The organism is Bacillus sp. FSL P2-0099, assembly GCF_038007445.1.
GTDB lineage: Bacteria > Bacillota > Bacilli > Bacillales > Bacillaceae_G > Bacillus_A > Bacillus_A mycoides.
In genome coordinates, this window is sequence record NZ_JBBOXE010000001.1 from 4,894,454 (window position 1) to 4,912,673 (window position 18,220).

The window sequence follows — 18,220 nt, forward strand, 5'->3', positions numbered from 1 at the left end:
CATGAAATTGCTAATTGAATGAAATAAAAAAAGACGCATTTAAAGTGATGCGTCTTTTGGCAATGTTTCTTTTGTGAAATCATATAAAGCAACTGCGCCTAAAATAACCAATATACTTTCAGGGGCATCTAACAAAATAGTTCTCCAAGTTTCTGATATTACCCATTTAATACCTGCGGCTGATTCAAGATACGCTTGAAAATAACTGATTGTAAAATCAATTACACATAAACATACAAGTAATGTTAGACCAAATTGAATCAATTTCTTATTTTTAAACATGTAACACCTCTCAAAATTCATTGGATATTTCTGCTTTCAGTTCATTACATATAAAAATCTTTATATGTAATTTTAACATGAATAAAATCCAAATAAATACAATATGCACATTTGCATATTTCGTGAATATTGAGGAATTACTGTTAATAAAAAAGCCCTACAAGTGTAGGACAAAATAGCTTTAGCAATCCCGACAATTAATCGCATAAATAACGGAATCATTTGAACCACTATATAGCCAATCCCAGTCCTTAAAATAAGGGGAAATCCCTTTTCCTGGCTACCACCCATAATGAATATCCCGCCACATAACGCTACAACGGATGCGATAGAACCGACAGGTAAGAAATTACTGCAAAGAAAAAGCCATGCATAAACATGACTTTCATAGCATAATCACTTCTATATTCAATAGAAATTAAAGTGAATTATATTTCTTTACTTTTAAAGGAATAGATATTACATATAAATCTATAGCATAAGTAATAATCAAAATCCCTTTTCCTTCATCAGCAAATTTTGCTTGCAGAAACTTTTCTGAAACTTTCCTTTTTCCCCATCTCTTTGGAAGATATCCGAATCCTAAGAACATAATAATAGCCCGATACTCATTAACTTAACTACTTTTCTTTTTTCCATGATATTTCAAATTCTCCACCATGTTCTTCTGTTATAATTTTAACTTTATATGTATCATCTTTAGACACTTTAATATTATTTTTACTGTTTCCACTATTAACTTCCAGTATTGTATTATCATTTGAATCTAAAACATAAGCCTTTATGGTTCCTTGCTTAGTTTTATCATCAAAGGAAAATATCCAGCTTTCACCTTTTTTTACATCTATATCTTGAGTGGCAAAACCTGTGAAACTTTTATACTTTCCATCTATACTATTTGAACCTCCATGAACCTTACCACCAACAATCGTTCCCTCTCTTGTAAAACAACCACTAAGAACTACCAAACATAGAATAAATAATAATGTATTTTTAATAGTTTTCAACATCATTCCCCCTTATCCTCACAATAAATATCCTCCTATTTACATTCAAAAAAACTATAATAACTATAATATACCCTAGTGAATATATTATAATTATTATAGTTGTAAAATCAATAATGCTATTTTAAATCTTCACGCAACTTCATTTCATCTTCATTTACATATCCAGTAAAAATCACCTCTGATATATGTTCATGATTAAAAAACATATTATATTCGGTTGAAATATTTCCGATAGGATAATAACAAGCTACATAATCCCAAGTTTTCTTAGTTTTTGAATCTTCTTGTTTTCTACCATATATCATTAATGGCTGTTCCCATGTTTTAAATTTCACAACTGAACCAATCGGAAGTAATGTGTCTTTCTCTACCTTCTCCATTTTAATTCACCTCTTTATTTAATGAAAAATTTACCTATTTTATATAAAATTAAAAAACTAATAGGAACTGTAATTAAATATATCAATGAAAAGATTATTTTTTCTTTTAAATTATATGTAGTATCAAACATTGTAAGAATAATAGTACCAAAAAAACAAATAACAAAAAGAATTGTTAAAATTTTTTTCAAACTTTCTAAAGTCATAAAAGATACTCCTTTTTACTTTATCTCTACTTCAACACCTGTACCCACAGGACTAGCTCCAGGTCCCCAAGGGAAATTCACTTTAAATCCACTTGAACTTACCTTTAGTGAACCACCGGCTTGTCCAAGTGAGGCTGAACCACCAAGATGTAAATCATGATCTGTAAATGGTATAGGTATATCTATCCCCGCTTCATATTTTGCTAAAGAGGCCTCCGCCCCAAGTTCAAAGCCATTTTTATCTATTTTAGCAGCAACTTCCGCGTTTGCCATGCTTAAACTTGCTTCTCCTTTTAAATCTCTTCCATCAATATTTACTGAACCTTCAATACCTACTTTTACAGTGTTATATGAGGCACTGCCTCCAATAATTGCTCCAGCTTTCAATTCACCACCTATAGCTTTAGCATATAACGGGCCACTTCTTTCATTATATAAATAGCCTTCTTTAGACTTGGTACTTAACAAATCAGTTATTGATTGTAAATTAACTTTATTATTAATCCCTAATCCAGCACTTAATCCGGCAGTACTTAATCCAGTAGCACCACTAGTCATATTAACTCCATTATTATCCGTTGTTTCAAACTTAAGGGCAATACGCACTAATTCTTCTTCAATATTTTTCAAATGACTATTAAAAGATTCATAAGCTTTGGTTAAAGTAGGCAAATCATTATAAAAAGATAAACTCGAAGCTCCTATCCATCTCATTTGAAGATTCAACAATTCTGAAAGAATCCTATTATGACGATCAGTTGCTTCAGCACTAGCGTATTTAAAATTTTTTGCCCTATTTCTTAATTCCTCTGGAGTAACCTTGATCTCTCCCATTTATACCCCCCCTTATTTCTATGGTTCCTAATTTAACATTAGAATTACACATTCATATAATTACTGTTTTTCCCAAAAAAATCAAGGTAAAAATTATATTATTTAGAATTTTTGATGATTGTATTCCATGATAGTTAGGGAATTCCTCCAAATAAAAAAGTAATCTATATATCTTTAGCAATTTTATAAACAATGGAACCATTTGAACCACTATATAACCGATTTCTGCATGCAAAATAAAGGAGAATCCTCGTTCCTGGCTCTACCTACCATAATAAAGCTAAAGCTGCTTGCATACTTGCCCACAAACCAATACCAATCGCAAGGGGGGAGATGTGGAACTAACATTATCATCCCTTGATAAAACGAGCTAATACTCGATGCGCTTTATTAAATTTTATAATTAAATCTGCAATAGCTGATATAAAATTATAAATCGGTATCATTACAGCCGCGAATGCATCTGGCATACGTTGTAAAGCTTGCGTGAGCTTCTCAATCACATTGTTATATGCTTCTACATAAAAAAATAAGAAGCCTCGTTTACAGGCTCCTTCATCATCTATTCAAATAATCTGCAATTGTTTGAAATACTACGATATACATATTATGAATACTTTCTTCTGTATTTCCACCATTCGATAAACCAACTGCCCATTGTTGTCCTTCACCACTTCCGATATTTGCAAAACCTTGCGTATACATAGCATTTACATCTTTTCGTGCACTGTTATACTCTATCCCTTTTGTAATAAAAGTTGAATATGATTTATCTTGTAAACCAATAAAAAACACTGGTTTCTTTAGCGATGAAAATACATCTTTATACTGCTCTGTTGAGGCTTCTTGAAAGTGATCTTTCATTATTAGAAAACCATCCACTTCCTTAGATTTCTTTTCCAATTCCTCTAACTTCACATTTTCAAACTTTATATTTCTAAACGTATCTTTCGGCTTTTCACCAACAACTCCAATTACGAGTGCTCTCCCGTTGTATTCTAATTTCTCTCCTTCTTTATCCTTTGCACACCCAGTACTCACTAGGCATAACAATATAAAAACTAAGAAATAAAATGAACGCTTCATATAGCACCCTCCCCCTCTTTTAAGTCAAGTGACAAAAATGTAAGGTGAATTCAAGAAAATGTAAGTAAAATCGATAGCCCAATTGGATTTTCTATATTATAATCAATTGAATTTATTTACATTACTAAAACATAGGAGATTATCATGAAGAAATTTAAACTTTCATCTCTTCTTCCGTTAAGTTATATACTTCTACTCGTACTCGTAAGTCCCCTTTACGACGTATTAAATAAATCTACTGTTCACGCAGTAGATGTCACAACTGTAGTAGATGATTGGATCCCATTTGTGAAAGCATTTATTATTCCTTACTTACTTTGGTTTCCATACTTATACGGTGCACTTATTTATTACTGTTTTGCTGATCGAAAGCAATATTATGTCACTTTAAGTAGTGTAATTCTTGGAAAACTTGCTTGTTTTTCGATTTACTTTTTTTGGCAGACAACTGTACCACGCCCAACCGTCGTTGGAACAGATGTATTTTCCGAACTAGTCCGCTATATTTATAGTATTGATCAACCAGTAAACTGTTTCCCAAGCATTCATGTCCTTACGACATTTGTAATTATGTTAGCTGCCTTTAAGCGTAGAGAACAGCATACTTTGGAATATTACATCCTTACTTTCTTCGGTACGCTTATTATTTTATCAACATTATTTACGAAGCAGCATGCATTTGTAGACGCCATTTCTGGAATGACGCTTGCAAGCGTACTATACTTTGGTGTTCAGCTATTATTAGCAAAAGAAACAGTACGTGTTCCAGTAAAACAAAATCATAAAATGTAAAAAAGCAGACTGTGGCTTCAGTCTGCTTTTCTCTATATTAAGGAGATTTTCAAATTAAGATTGTGGTACAGTCATGTCACCAGAATGAATACGACCTGCTTTTTTAAGAGCAATGTACAGTATATAAGAAACAGCTACTGGAATGATGATATAAGTGATTACCATCGCTGGGACAACTTCCCACCCTTGGCTGGAAATTAAATTAATTGGTGCGATAAGAGAGCTTAATCCAAGACCTGCAATTTCTTTTCCTGCTTCCAGTTGGAAAATTAATGCTGATACTGGGCCCACTATAGCACTGGCGACGACAGTTGGGACGAGAATCATTGGATTTTTAGTAATGTTCGGCAACTGTACTTTTGGAGTACAAAGTGCCTGGGCTAATATGCCACCTAAGTTATTTTCTTTCGCTGAAATAACAGAGAATCCGATAAATTGAGCAACACATCCTGCAAGTGCTGCACCGCCTGCAACACCGTCTAAACTAAGTGCTATTGCTAATGCTGCTGATGAAGCTGGAGAGATAAGTAACAATCCCCAAACTACAGCAATCACGATAGAAGCGATAAACGGGCTACCAGCTGAACTATCTTTAATGAATGCTCCAACTGTATTTAAAACTGGGCTAATATTTTGAGCTAACCAAATACCGACTAAACCAGAACCTAATATTGCTGCAAATGGAACGAGCATCATATCTAAAGCAGTTTTTCCACTTAATCGTTTACCAATATAAACTGCTAAAGTCGCTGTTAATAATGCACCGATTGGTTCACCTGTTTTAATGATGAGACCAGCTTCAGTAATTGAAATGGAACCTGCTCCAATTGCTCCAGCTACCATTGCTGAGAAAATTACGAGTCCGTTTGCACCGAGCATAAAGGCAATCCCGGCTCCAATTGCTGGTGCCATAAGTGATTTTGCAACAACTCCGATTGTAATAAGTAATGGGATATCAACAATTCTTCCTATATTTTCGATCAGTAAACCAATTCCAAGGGATACGAAAATACCCTGTGCGATTCCGGCTGAAGCTTTAAACACACGAGACATTATATATTCCTTCATTTGTTTCACCTTCTCCTATAATTTAGTAACCAATTGTTTTCATATAATCGCGTAAAACATCGTTTGATTTTGCAAAGCGACTTTCTTCATCTTCTGATAAGTTTAGTTCTACCACTTCTCTTACACCGTCTCTAGTAATAATTGCTGGTACTCCTGTACAAATATCGTATTCGCCATATTCACCATCTAAAATGGCTGAAACAGCGATAACACGGTGATCATCATTGAAAATTGAGCGAGCAATATAAGCTAAAGAATTTCCGATTCCGTAATAAGTAGTTCCTTTGCGCTTATAAATTTCCCATCCAGCTTTTGCAGTCTTCTCAACAATTTCATCTAAATCTATTTCACCAAATTGGTCTTTTTTCTCTTCTAAAATTTGTAAAATCGGTTTTCCACCGACAGTTACGTGAGACCAAGCAACCATTTGAGAATCACCATGTTCTCCTAATGAATACCCATGAATACTACGAGGATCTACATGTAACATTTCAGATAAAATTGTTCTTAAGCGAGAAGAATCTAGTGATGTACCTGTACCAATCACACGATTTCTAGGTAATCCAGATAGCTTCCACACTTGATATGTAATAATGTCAACTGGGTTCGATGCGAGTAAGAAAATGCCATCAAATCCACTTTCCATTACGCCGCCAACAACACCCTCCATAATCTTAGCGCTGGCTCCTAAAGTGTCTAAACGACTTTGTCCAGGCTTCGGCGCTGGTCCTGCTGTAATAATGACAATGTCCATATCTTTGCAGTCTTCATAACTTCCTGCATATACTTTTGTTCTTGTATTTGTAAAGTTAATGCAGTGCGATAAATCCATCGCTTCTCCAACTGCACGTTCATGATTTATATCAATTAACAATAGCTCTTCGCAAATCCCTTGGTTTACAATGGAATACGCACAGCTTGATCCAACTAATCCAGTACCGATAATTGCAATTTTTCTTGTGTTTCTATTCATAGCAATCTCTCCTAATTGATCATGTAGTCTATTTCTTTCGTTCTTTACACCCCTAATTATAGAGGTTCTCACGATAGAAACCATGGATACTTTGTGAAATATTGAGCAAACTTTTGTCCTTTTTGTGAATTGTTATATTCCATTTTCGTCATATTTGTTACAACCGGAAAAATATTTTTTATGTATTTATTGACATATACCAAACAAAAAAACGAGCGAATCCATTCGCTCGTTTCATTCATCACACTATTCCGCACTTAATTGACTTTTTAATTGCTGCACAATCATTGGATTAGCAGGTGCTGCCGGCTTATAATAACTTTTTTGCTTTGCGTATTCATACATATTACGTTGACGGGATTCATCTTGATTACGAATTTGAATTAACGTTTGATGTAACTGTTCATTATCAGACTGAGAAATATAATTTGCATAACTTGTTAAACTTGAATTTAACCCTGCTAAATAATCATTTACCATATCTTTTTCATTCATTTCTCTTTTCCCCCTATCCTAAAAAAGTCATTAACTGCTGTTTCGTATTTCGTGCATCTTGCGCATCCTTTTGTAGCATTTGCTTTAGCTGTGGATCTGTACAAGCCTGTGCATACTGGTCCAATTTGTTAATAATCGTCGCATGTCCACCAATTAAATGACGTAAATTTTCTACTTCAAGCTCTGTTAAGTTTTGCATAAAATACTCCTACCTTTCTTTGTTCATTCACGATTTAGTATTTATTTCTTTTAGGATTATATGCACTAAAAAAACCTTAGAATCGCTTCTAAGGTTTTCTCTTATTCATACTCAAGCTGCAACACCTATAATTAACGAAAGAATTAAGAACACAACTACCACTTGTAATTTTGCCTCCAGCAAACCGAAGCCTACTATACAAAAAGCATGATCAGCAACAAATTCATGTTGTCTCGCTTCTTATTCACTCTTTCATTACATGCAATCCTTTAATAAAGGTTTCTAATAATAAATGTAAACTCGTATCTAAATCTAGCGGCAAACCAAATCCACCCTGCTGTTCAATCGACGCAAATCCATGACAAATACTTCTGAATCCACGTGTCGCATGAAGTGCATTCTCTCCTTCTAAGCCGTATTGTTGTAAAACATGAAGACAAAGCTTTACAATTCCGTCACCTGCTTTTCTTACTTCTTCATCTCGTAAAAAGGTTGCTTCATACAGTCCAGGATGTTTGCGGACGAATGCTACGTACGCTTCTCCTAAAGCATGAACTGCTTCATCCATACGTTTACCCTCAGCCGCTTCTTCCAGTCTGTTATGCAGCTGTTTTATTCCGTACATACCGAGATTTTTCCGTACATCTTGTAAACCGTTCACATGATTATATAGCGAGGGTGAACGTACCCCTAATGTTTGCGCTAATGAAGCTAACGTTACTTCTTGTATTCCATTTGTATCTGCAATTTCTGCCGCTGTTTCTACAATTTTCTGTAATGTAAGTCCGATTCTCGGTGACATAAATTATCCCTCTTTCCTACTTTCTATATTCCGCTTAGCTTCCTTAATAGCAAGTTTTATGACAGTGCCTGGATCCTTTATCATTTTCCCATGTCCTGCCGCAAGTAAGGAAGGCTCATATTCGCTTAGCTTCTCTGCACTTTGTAATGATATTTCTTTGCTCCACGTTGCCATTGCAGGAAACGGAAACCAAAATTTCATTTGCCCCGAAACAGCCATACCCCCTCTTGTTTGGAAGGCATCCCCGACAATAAGAGCTTTATTTCGTACATCAAGAAGCGACATGGATCCTGGCGTATGTCCCGGTGTCATAATCGCAAGAAGCGATCCAACTCGGTCGCCATCTTCCAATAAAACATCAGGTACCGTTTTTACCTTTTTAGGTACACCGCCTTTTATCGGTATATTCGGTTCATCCTTTTGTAACGTCGTATCTCCTTCTAACAGCTTTGCGTCCCGCTTAGAAATATAGACTGGAACATTAGGAAGTACTTCCTTTAACGCGTCTAATGCACCGATGTGATCATCATGCGCATGTGTTAATACAATCTTAGTAATGGGTTTCCCTATTTTCTCAGCCGCCTGTAAAATACCTTTTGCGCTATATGGCAAAGCCGCATCAATTAAAGTTAAACCATCTTCTTCCTCCACAAAGTAACAATTCACAGGAAACACTCTTGGCAAAAATGACAATTGATATACCGTTTTTTCATGCATCATTCTCATATTTCCATCTCCCTTTTCACGAAAACTAATACCATTAGTTTCATTATACTAATGGTATTAGTTTTATGTCACTAAAAATTTCATTTTTACAAAAAAAAAAAGAAAAGTAGCCGTTTATACGACTACTTTTCTTTACAGCTATTAAACTGTGTAACGCTCATCTTCTAAAATTTTTGCAGCAATTTCACGTTTCTTCGGAATTACATTAAGTGGTGTGTGGCGAGTTAATTTACGTAATGATGATAACATCATGCGCAGCATGTCGCCGTTTTCAACTGCGATAAGTGTTTCTTTCGCATCTGCTTCGATTTCGTTGAATGCTTCTTGGCAGAATACTTCAGTGTATAACACTTTTTGTTTATTCTTTTCAAGACCAGTTGTTTTAATTGCTTTTTCTGTACGAAGAAGAGCTGATTCCATTGCGTAAAGATTGCTTACGATGTCAGCGATATTCACAAGAATTTCTTGCTCTTTATCTAATGCTTTACCGTATTTTTGAGCTGCTAATCCAGCTACCATTAAGCCGATTTTCTTCGCGTTAGTTACTAAATATTTTTGAAGTGCTAATGGCTCATCGCCTACTTCTTCTGGCATCATCATCATTAACTCTTCTTGTAATTTTTGTGCTTTTTGAAGAAGTGGTAATTCACCTTTCATCGCTTTACGTAAGAACGTACCTGGTACGATTAGGCGGTTAATTTCGTTCGTGCCTTCGAAAATACGGTTAATACGAGAATCGCGGTACATTCTTTCAATCTCGTACTCTGCCATAAATCCGTAACCACCGTGAATTTGAACACCTTCATCTACTGTATAATCTAGTACTTCAGAACCGAATACTTTATTTAAAGAGCACTCGATTGCATATTCAGCGATAGAAGCTGCTACTGCTTTACCGTCCTTTACTTCCTCTTCAGATAATGTGCTCATGCGGCTTTCGAATAAACCTACTGTACGGTATACAGAGCTTTCAGCTGCATATGTTTTCGCTGCCATATTCGCAAGTTTCTCTTGAATTAATGGGAAGCGAGCGATTGGTTGTTTGAACTGTTGACGTTGATTTGCATATTGTGCTGAAATTTCTACTGCACGTTTCGCAGATCCAACTGTACCAACACCTAATTTATAACGGCCGATATTTAAAATGTTGAACGCGATAATATGACCCTTACCGATTTCACCAAGTAAGTTTTCTTTCGGTACTAATGCATCTTCTAAAATTAACGTACGAGTTGAAGAACATTTAATACCCATTTTCTTTTCTTCTGGGCTTGTAGATACACCAGCATATTCTTTCTCTACGATAAATGCTGAGAAGTGCTCTCCATCAATTTTTGCGTATACGATAAATACGTCAGCGAATGCAGAGTTTGTAATCCATTGCTTTTCACCATTTAATACGTAATGTGTACCTTCTGCATTTAAACGTGCCGTTGTTTTTGCACCTAATGCGTCAGATCCTGAACCTGGCTCAGTTAATGCGTATGCCGCTAATTTTTCACCAGTTGCAAGTAATGGTAAATACTTTTTCTTTTGCTCTTCGTTACCGAATAATACGATTGGTAATGATCCGATACCTACGTGAGCACCGTGAGTAATTGCAAAACCACCAGCGCGCGAGAATTTCTCTGCGATTAACGCTGAGCTTACTTTATCAAGACCAATTCCGCCGTACTCTTCTGGTACGTCAGCGCCTAATAAACCAAGTTCCCCAGCTTCTTTTAAAAGACGAACAGAACGATCAAACTCGTGTTGCTCTAAATATTCAAGCTCCGGAAGAACTTCATTTACGATAAAGTCCTCTGTCGTTTTTGCAATCATTTTATGCTCAGATGAAAAATCTTCTGGCGTAAACACTTGATCAATTGTAATTTCCTCTACTAAAAAGCTACCGCCTTTAACCGCATTTCCTACTGTTTTTTCCATGAAAATTTCCTCCTTCATATTTTCATAAGCCGCTTCTCTCATTTTGAAAGAAGCTGGCTCTCAATTTTATTTTTTATAAACCTTTGTTGCTTCCATTCTTTGCTTTAGCGTCCTCTTGTTCTGAGCGAGCCGCCTGCGCTTTTTTTATAATCCAGTTCCAGCGACTAAAACAGTCGGTCGTTTCATCCCTTCCTGTGAGGCAAAAAGCGCCTCTTCGTCAGGGCTTCCAACGCCCTCCTGTTCTAAGCAAGCCACCTGCACTTTTTATATAATCCAGTTCCAGTGGCTAAAACAGTCGGTCGTTTCACCCCTTCCTGTGAGGCAAAAAGCGCCTCTTCGTCAGGGCTTCCAACGCCCTCCTGTTCTAAGCAAGCCACCTGCACTTTTTATATAATCCAGTTCCAGCGGCTAGAATGTTCGGTGGCTTCGTTTCTTCCTACGAGGCAAACAGCGCCTCTTCGTCTGAAGCTCCATCCCCCTCACATTCTGAGCGAGCCGCTTCCACTTTTTTTATAGTAATTCAAACACTCCCGCTGCTCCCATTCCGCCGCCGATACACATTGTTACGATACCAAATTGTTGGTTGCGACGTTTCATTTCGTGAATAAGAGATAGTGTTAGTTTTGCTCCTGTACAGCCAAGTGGATGTCCAAGTGCGATTGCACCGCCGTTTACGTTTACTTTTTCTTCATCTAGACCAAGTTCACGAATAACTTGGATAGATTGAGAAGCGAATGCTTCATTTAGTTCAAATAGACCGATATCAGATAGCTCTAAACCAGCTAATTTTAACGCTTTCGGAATTGCAGCAATTGGGCCGATTCCCATTACTTCTGGTGGTACTCCAGCTACTGCGAATGAGCGGAATTTTGCAAGTGGCTTCATGCCATCGCTCACTGCTTTTTCACGATCCATTAATAGTACAGATGCTGCACCGTCACTCATTTGTGAAGAGTTACCAGCCGTTACAGAACCGCGAACGTTAAATGCTGGGCGTAATTTACCTAAAATGTCTAGCGTCGTCTCTGCTCTTACACCTTCGTCTTGTGCGAAAATGATTGTTTCTTCTTGCAGTTTGTTGTTTGATCCAACAGAGCGTAACGTCACATCTACAGATACTGTTTCATCCGCAAAGTTCCCTGCAGCTAATGCTTTCGCAGCACGTTGATGACTTCTTACTGCAAATGCATCTTGTTCTTCACGAGAAATTCCATATTTCACAGCAACTTGCTCTGCTGTATGTCCCATACCCATATAATATTCTGGAGCAGCTTCTACAAGGCGACTGTTCGGACGAACAACGTGCCCCATCATTGGAACTAAACTCATTGATTCCGCTCCGCCTGATAATACAGCTTCAGAGTGACCAAGCATAATGCGCTCTGCTCCGTAAGCGATACTTTGTAAACCTGAAGAACAGTAACGGTTAATTGTAATAGCTGGAACATCGTAAGAAAGTCCTGCTAGCCCGCCGATATTACGAGCCATATTTAAACCTTGTTCTGCTTCTGGCATCGCACAACCGAAAATTAAATCATCTATTGGCCCTTCATAATTCGCACGCTTTAACGTTTCCTTTACTACTAACGCCCCTAGATCGTCAGGACGAACTGTTTTTAATGAACCCCTCTTTGCTTTTCCAATTGGTGTTCTTGCTCCCGCAACAATGACAGCTTCTCTCATGAACGATATCTCCCCTCGTTATTAGTTACGTAATGGTTTTCCTTTTACAAGCATGTGCTGCATTCTTGCTTGTGATTTCATCTCACTTACTAAGCTAATAAATGCTTCACGTTCTACATCTAATAAATACTGCTCATCAACTTCTGTTCCGTACGGCACTTTTCCGCCCGCAATGACATATGCCAGTTTCTTCGCAATGTGCAGATCATGTTCAGAAATGTAACCTGATAAATGCATTGCCTCTGCACCAAGTACAAGCGCTGCATATCCTGTCTCACCAACAACTGGTATCTTTTTGCGGATAGGTGCTTTATAACCTGCTTCATATAAAGAAAGTGCTTTTTGTTTCGCATCATATAGTAAGTGATCACCATTCACACTAATACCGTCTTTATCGCCTAAGAAGTTGTTCGATACAGCTTCTTGTGCTGATGTAGAAACTTTCGCCATCGCTACAGATTCGAATACTTTATTCGCAACTTTTTGTAAGTCGAATTCTACACCGTTTGCCATTTTGTTTAAGTGTTTAATGTATAACTCTTTGTTACCGCCTCCGCCAGGGATTAAGCCAACACCTACTTCTACTAAGCCCATATAAGTCTCACTAGAAGCTTGAATGCTCGCTGCTGGTAAACAAACTTCTGTACCTCCGCCAAGCGTCATACCATATGGCGCCGCTACAACTGGCTTAGAAGAGTATTTAATTTTCGTCATTGCATCTTGGAAGTTTTTCACAACCAACTCAATTTCAAAGTAGTTGTCATCTTGTGCTTCCATTAAGATCATTGCTAGGTTCGCACCAACGCAGAAGTTCTTCGATTGGTTACCGATAACAAGACCTTTATAATTCTTTTCTACTTCATCAACAGCGTAATTAATCATTTGCGTAATATCCATACCGATTGCATTGCTCTTCGAATGGAATTCTAAGCAAAGGATACCATCGCCTAAATCGATTAAGCTCGCTCCGCTATTTTTCTTTAATACGCCATTTTTCGCTTTTAATTGTTTAAGAGAAATTGCCTTTTTATTGCGTTCGATTAGCTTATATTCGCCATTATCGTAATAGTAGCTATCTCCGTTATCGTGTTTGTAGAAAGTAGTGAAACCTTTCTCTAACATTTCTTTCACCCAAGTCGGAACAACTACGCCGTTTTCTTCCATCTTTTGAACGGACTTTTCAACGCCGATTGCATCCCAAACTTCAAATGGTCCTTGCTCCCAGCCGAAGCCCCACTTCATCGCTTGGTCAATTGCAACGATATCGTCAGCAATTTCTTTATGAAGTTTTGCAGAGTATAAAAGAGTTGGTGTGATGATGTTCCATAACAACTCTCCTGCGCGGTCTTTCGCGTATACAAGCGCTTTCAATTTATTCGATAAACCTTTTTCTTGTTTACTTAACTCGATAGATGCAGCTTTTAATTTTTTGCGAGCTTCGTATTCCATCGTTTCAGGATTTAGTTCTAAAATTTCTTTTCCTTGTTTTAAGAAGAAGCCTTGACCTGTTTTGCTTCCAAGCCATTTTTTATCAAGCATGTCATGCATGAAAGCTGGTACTTTAAATACATCACGCTCTTCTTCTTGTACGTTTTCATATACGTTATTTGCAACGTGTACGAATGTATCTAAACCAACAACATCTAATGTACGGAACGTTGCGCTCTTCGGACGACCAATTAATGGACCTGTTACAGAGTCAACTTCTCCAATGCTATAGCCACGCTTAATCATTTCTTGCAATGTTACAAGCAAGCCATACGTACCGATGCGGTTTCCAATAAAGTTTGGTGTGTCTTTTGCGATAACAACGCCTTTTCCAAGAACGTCTTCGCCAAATAGTTTCATGAAGCTTAATACTTGTGGATCAGTTTCTTTCGTCGGTATTACCTCTAGAAGTTTTAAATATCGTGGTGGGTTAAAAAAGTGTGTTCCTAAGAAGTGTTTCTGGAAGTCGTCTGAACGACCCTCTGCCATTTTTTCAACGGAAATGCCTGATGTATTTGAGCTCACAATTGAGCCTAGTTTACGAACAGCATCTACTTTTTCAAATAGTTTCTTCTTTATATCTAAGTTTTCAACTACTACTTCAATAATCCAATCTACATCACCTAGACGCTCAAGATCATCTTCTAAGTTACCTGCTTCAATCAGTGCTAAATTTCCTTTCACTGTCAGAGGAGCTGGTTTTTGCTTTAATAGTTTTTGCACAGCCGTATTACTAAAACGATTTCTCACACTTTTATGTTCTAATGTAAGTCCCTTCGCCTCTTCTTCTTTCGTAAGCGCAGGTGGTACAATATCAAGCAATAATGTCGGAATACCAATATTAGCTAAGTGTGCCGCAATCCCTGAACCCATTACGCCTGAACCTAGAACAGCAGCCTTTTTAATTTGGAACATCCATTTCTCCCCCTATTCTTGAATGAATGCTCATTCAATTTTTCGACATAAGTCGCAATCAATGAGTGAGCCTCTACTAATAAATATATGATACAGTTTGAATTTTCGCAATATATTTATTGATAAAATTTTCTGAAATAAATATATTTCTTTCATTTGGCTATGCTATACATGTGTATTTTCTTCATCAAAATGCACTTTTCCTTTTTATAATCTGACGAAACTGGAGGAATATATATGGCAAAACTTAAGAAGAACCCTTCAAAAGCTGGAATTAGCGCAGCAAGTGTAACTGGAAATGCAGGTCCGCATAATCGCGGTGTTGAAAAAGGGCGTCAAAGTAATAACCAACAATATAAAGTGAAACTTTAATCAGTGGGGCTTTTGTTCTTTCCCACTGATTATTAGTTGAACCAATCGGGCTTTTACGGACAGTTGACCTCCCACCTAACTTCTTTGTTCAAGCCGAATTTTGAGGTGGGAGTCTTACTGCCCGTTAATGCGGGGCAAGAAGCATAATATGGGCGAAAAATAACGGTATATTTTTGGGCAGAGAACGTGGCATAATGATTAATGGCTGCTTTTTCTGCCCAATTTATTTGTACATATGGAAAACAAAAGAGGGAACGACGATGAAACGAACAATAATTATGATTGTAATGATTGCCACACTATTTACAGGGATGATTTTCTTCTCTTATGCACAAAGGCAACAAGTTGTAAGAGCAGATCAGCCTAACATTACTGGGCAATACGGGATTACAATCGATGCAGACACAGGTGAAATTTTGTATGGAAAACGGGAAGATGAACGCTCTTATCCGGCTAGTATAGGGAAAATGATGACTACCTTACTCTTACTAGAAAATGTGAAAGAAGATGAAGAAATTACGGTTACAGAGAATGCGATTAAAACGGAAAGTCAAAGTAAGAAGATTAAGCTTCACGCGGGTGAAAAATTAAAACGTGATGAGGCATTAAAACTTATGCTTATTATTAGTGCAGACCCAATCGCTGAGTCAATTGCAGAACATATCGCAGGATCAAAAAATGAGTTTGTGAAAATGATGAACGCTAGGGCGAAGGAACTTGGGACAAAACATGCGACTTTCAAAAACGCAAGCGGTGCTGATGCACTTGGAAATAAAGTATCACCATATGACATTGCTATTATTACGAAAGAAGCCTTGAAGTATCCGATCGTTTTAGAATATATGAATTCAATACATACAACACTACATACTTCAGAGCGTTCTCCGAAAATCGCAAACTATGGACGGGAAGAACTATATGATGATCCATATGCAATTGGAAGTAAAAGCGGTTTATCAGCTCTCGGAAAATACACAGTCGTAACAGTTGATGAAAAAGACGGTAAACGCGTCATTAACGTCGTGTTATCTTCTACTCGTACGCAGCTATATCCTGATACGAAGAAAATGGCGCACTACGCATTTCAGCAATTAAAATAACCAAGGAGTATTTTCTCCTTGGTTATTTTTTGATCATACCTTTTAATACGAACGCAACGTTTGCTGGACGTTCTGCTAGACGGCGCATGAAATAGCCATACCAGTCGTTTCCATAAGGCACGTAAACGCGCATTTTGTAACCTTCTTTTACTAGCTCAAGTTGACGCTCTGTACGAATACCAAATAACATTTGGAATTCAAATTGATCCCTTGGAATGTTGTGTTCTTCCGCAAGTTTTTTCGTATATTCAATAATCGCTTCGTCATGTGAAGCAATTGCAGTGTAATTTCCATTTAATAAGTGCATTTTAATAATTTTTTTATAATTGTCATCTACATCTTTCTTTTCTGGGAACGCTACTTCTTCAGGTTCTTTATAAGCTCCTTTTACAAGACGTAAATTAGGACTATAAGCATTTAATTCTTCCATATCTTTTTCTGTACGATATAAGTAAGCTTGAATAACTGTACCAATATTATCGTACTCAGATTTTAACTGTTTAAAGATATCAATTGTTTTTCCGCAGCGCGTATAGTCTTCCATATCAATTGTAATAAACACACCATTTTCTTTTGCAGCTTCTAAAATACGGCGCATATTGTTCATTACGATTTCGTCAGAAATATCTAATCCCATAGAAGTCATCTTTAAAGAAAGCTGCGAATTAAGACCTTCTCTTCCAATTGCACGAATCGCTTCAATCGATTCGCTAGCCATTTCATTTGCTTCCGCTTCGTTATCAACGAATTCACCTAAATAATCGATCGTTACACAAAGACCTTGCTTATTTAATGCTTTAATTGCAGCTGTCGCTAATTCAATCGTTTCCCCTGCGACGAAGCGACCTGCACCAAAGCGTAAACCGTACTTTTTAGCCAGTTTTGTTAGCGCTTTATTTTTAGATAAGAAAAGAAACGAATTTCGCATTAATTGTTCCATGTAATTCACCCCTACGACTATAATTTATCTGTTTTTTACCCCTCTTCAAAATTATATCATTGTTTAAAATTATTTGATACAAATAATTATTTAGATAATTTATAAAATACTATCAAAACATTTAAAACCCTATATTCTCGTTTGTAAATATGAAGAAAATATTTTTCGACATTCAGAAAAAACGGGTTTACTAGGGAAAAAATGAGCATACCGAAAATATTCGACATGCTCACAAAACCATTTATATTTCATGTAAATTATATAAGGATATTAATAACAAAAACTTGAAGTAACATTATCTCAAGCCTTCTTACTTCTCATTTCGCTTTTCATCATTCAGCTTTTTAATATTCGTAATTAACTGTACCATCTCTTCTTTTGCATCTGGATACGTCTCATTCCAATGTTTCACTAAAGCTGGCATCGTCTTAGCCATATAAGAATAAAGTGCCCATTTCTGTACCTGCTCTTTTCGCTCTTCGTTGCTCTCTCCAAGTAATAGTTCCGTGTATTTCTCTAACAAGCCATCAAACTGCTCATTAAACTTTTCACTCATCTTATTTTCCTCCTATATGAAAAAAGCAGCGAAGATCGCTGCTTTTTCTTATAATTTTGATTGAACAGAGTTTAATTTCTTCTCCATCGTACTTACTTTATCACGGCGATCATCGATACGAATTGTTGTCGCAACGCGCTGTGCACCTTTCGTGTATGGAACTTCATGCATTTGTTGAATGACTTCTAAAATGACAGGAAGATCTCCTTCAATTACTGTATTCATCGGTGTTAATTGATACTTCACGCGATCAGCATTTTTCTCTAGTACCTTTTGTACTTCTGCTACATATTCACTAACACTTGGATTACCTGTTCCTACTGGAATAATCGATACATCAACAATTGCCATAATAATCTTCCTCCTATTACTGCTTCTTATATATCC

The 18,220-nt window shown here is 36.8% G+C and carries 22 protein-coding genes; 3 read left to right on the top strand and 19 right to left on the bottom strand.

Annotated features, from left to right (window positions below):
- Positions 1-39 precede the first annotated feature (39 nt).
- The 7 genes from MKY90_RS25540 to MKY90_RS25570 all read right to left on the bottom strand — a co-directional run bounded on the left by MKY90_RS25540 (position 40) and on the right by MKY90_RS25570 (position 3,798).
- Positions 40-282 (bottom strand): DUF3937 family protein, encoded by a 243-nt coding sequence (locus tag MKY90_RS25540; protein WP_002143630.1) that lies wholly within the window; start codon positions 280-282, stop codon positions 40-42.
- Positions 283-902: 620 nt separating this feature from the next.
- Positions 903-1,292, bottom strand: a complete 390-nt coding sequence (locus tag MKY90_RS25545; protein WP_341092866.1) for a hypothetical protein — start codon at positions 1,290-1,292, stop codon at positions 903-905.
- Positions 1,293-1,408: 116 nt separating this feature from the next.
- The gene (locus MKY90_RS25550) at positions 1,409-1,672 is read right to left on the bottom strand and encodes a DUF4176 domain-containing protein (protein WP_002143636.1); all 264 of its coding nucleotides are present in this window, start codon (positions 1,670-1,672) and stop codon (positions 1,409-1,411) included.
- Positions 1,673-1,686: 14 nt separating this feature from the next.
- Positions 1,687-1,878: a hypothetical protein gene (locus tag MKY90_RS25555; RefSeq protein WP_064476278.1), complete on the bottom strand. Its 192-nt coding sequence runs from the start codon at positions 1,876-1,878 to the stop codon at positions 1,687-1,689.
- A gap of 15 nt (positions 1,879-1,893) precedes the next feature.
- Positions 1,894-2,712, bottom strand: coding sequence for a WXG100 family type VII secretion target (locus tag MKY90_RS25560; RefSeq protein ID WP_341092870.1), 819 nt, complete (start codon positions 2,710-2,712; stop codon positions 1,894-1,896).
- Between the two features lie 350 nt (positions 2,713-3,062).
- Complete coding sequence (locus MKY90_RS25565; protein ID WP_002034624.1) at positions 3,063-3,215, bottom strand: hypothetical protein; 153 nt, start codon at positions 3,213-3,215, stop codon at positions 3,063-3,065.
- A 55-nt stretch (positions 3,216-3,270) separates the two neighbouring features.
- Entirely contained in the window at positions 3,271-3,798 is a 528-nt protein-coding gene (locus MKY90_RS25570; RefSeq protein ID WP_012261939.1) for a hypothetical protein, read from the bottom strand.
- Positions 3,799-3,942: 144 nt separating this feature from the next.
- Here MKY90_RS25570 and MKY90_RS25575 point away from each other — a divergent pair, with 144 nt between their 5' ends.
- Entirely contained in the window at positions 3,943-4,590 is a 648-nt protein-coding gene (locus tag MKY90_RS25575) for a phosphatase PAP2 family protein (protein WP_002034622.1), read from the top strand.
- Positions 4,591-4,644: 54 nt separating this feature from the next.
- On the opposite strand, the gene MKY90_RS25580 is transcribed toward MKY90_RS25575, so the two are convergent.
- The 9 genes from MKY90_RS25580 to MKY90_RS25620 all read right to left on the bottom strand — a co-directional run bounded on the left by MKY90_RS25580 (position 4,645) and on the right by MKY90_RS25620 (position 14,865).
- The gene (locus MKY90_RS25580) at positions 4,645-5,658 is read right to left on the bottom strand and encodes a PTS transporter subunit IIC (protein WP_002089394.1); all 1,014 of its coding nucleotides are present in this window, start codon (positions 5,656-5,658) and stop codon (positions 4,645-4,647) included.
- Positions 5,659-5,680: 22 nt separating this feature from the next.
- A complete protein-coding gene (locus MKY90_RS25585) occupies positions 5,681-6,631 on the bottom strand; it encodes an L-lactate dehydrogenase (RefSeq protein ID WP_002034621.1) in 951 nt (316 codons plus the stop codon).
- Between the two features lie 246 nt (positions 6,632-6,877).
- Complete coding sequence (locus MKY90_RS25590; protein WP_002034620.1) at positions 6,878-7,126, bottom strand: spore coat protein; 249 nt, start codon at positions 7,124-7,126, stop codon at positions 6,878-6,880.
- Between the two features lie 13 nt (positions 7,127-7,139).
- Complete coding sequence (locus tag MKY90_RS25595) at positions 7,140-7,325, bottom strand: hypothetical protein (RefSeq protein ID WP_001180550.1); 186 nt, start codon at positions 7,323-7,325, stop codon at positions 7,140-7,142.
- Positions 7,326-7,569: 244 nt separating this feature from the next.
- Complete coding sequence (locus tag MKY90_RS25600) at positions 7,570-8,127, bottom strand: TetR/AcrR family transcriptional regulator (RefSeq protein ID WP_063218095.1); 558 nt, start codon at positions 8,125-8,127, stop codon at positions 7,570-7,572.
- Positions 8,128-8,130: 3 nt separating this feature from the next.
- Positions 8,131-8,853: an MBL fold metallo-hydrolase gene (locus tag MKY90_RS25605; RefSeq protein ID WP_063218094.1), complete on the bottom strand. Its 723-nt coding sequence runs from the start codon at positions 8,851-8,853 to the stop codon at positions 8,131-8,133.
- Positions 8,854-8,994: 141 nt separating this feature from the next.
- Positions 8,995-10,779: an acyl-CoA dehydrogenase family protein gene (locus MKY90_RS25610; RefSeq protein ID WP_088293166.1), complete on the bottom strand. Its 1,785-nt coding sequence runs from the start codon at positions 10,777-10,779 to the stop codon at positions 8,995-8,997.
- A gap of 510 nt (positions 10,780-11,289) precedes the next feature.
- Complete coding sequence (locus tag MKY90_RS25615; RefSeq protein ID WP_001206332.1) at positions 11,290-12,462, bottom strand: acetyl-CoA C-acetyltransferase; 1,173 nt, start codon at positions 12,460-12,462, stop codon at positions 11,290-11,292.
- Between the two features lie 21 nt (positions 12,463-12,483).
- Positions 12,484-14,865 (bottom strand): 3-hydroxyacyl-CoA dehydrogenase/enoyl-CoA hydratase family protein, encoded by a 2,382-nt coding sequence (locus tag MKY90_RS25620; protein ID WP_341092874.1) that lies wholly within the window; start codon positions 14,863-14,865, stop codon positions 12,484-12,486.
- Between the two features lie 237 nt (positions 14,866-15,102).
- Here MKY90_RS25620 and MKY90_RS25625 point away from each other — a divergent pair, with 237 nt between their 5' ends.
- On the top strand, positions 15,103-15,237 hold the full coding sequence (locus MKY90_RS25625; RefSeq protein WP_078204912.1) for a YuzL family protein: 135 nt from the start codon (positions 15,103-15,105) through the stop codon (positions 15,235-15,237).
- A gap of 260 nt (positions 15,238-15,497) precedes the next feature.
- The gene (locus MKY90_RS25630; RefSeq protein ID WP_098168788.1) at positions 15,498-16,337 is read left to right on the top strand and encodes a D-alanyl-D-alanine carboxypeptidase family protein; all 840 of its coding nucleotides are present in this window, start codon (positions 15,498-15,500) and stop codon (positions 16,335-16,337) included.
- Between the two features lie 22 nt (positions 16,338-16,359).
- Here MKY90_RS25630 and MKY90_RS25635 read toward each other — a convergent pair whose 3' ends face one another.
- The 3 genes from MKY90_RS25635 to MKY90_RS25645 form a co-directional block, all read right to left on the bottom strand.
- The gene (locus MKY90_RS25635; protein ID WP_088044972.1) at positions 16,360-17,277 is read right to left on the bottom strand and encodes a proline dehydrogenase family protein; all 918 of its coding nucleotides are present in this window, start codon (positions 17,275-17,277) and stop codon (positions 16,360-16,362) included.
- Positions 17,278-17,587: 310 nt separating this feature from the next.
- On the bottom strand, positions 17,588-17,833 hold the full coding sequence (locus MKY90_RS25640; protein ID WP_001290599.1) for a YusU family protein: 246 nt from the start codon (positions 17,831-17,833) through the stop codon (positions 17,588-17,590).
- Between the two features lie 48 nt (positions 17,834-17,881).
- Positions 17,882-18,184: an MTH1187 family thiamine-binding protein gene (locus MKY90_RS25645; protein ID WP_002089423.1), complete on the bottom strand. Its 303-nt coding sequence runs from the start codon at positions 18,182-18,184 to the stop codon at positions 17,882-17,884.
- Positions 18,185-18,220: the final 36 nt, after the last annotated feature.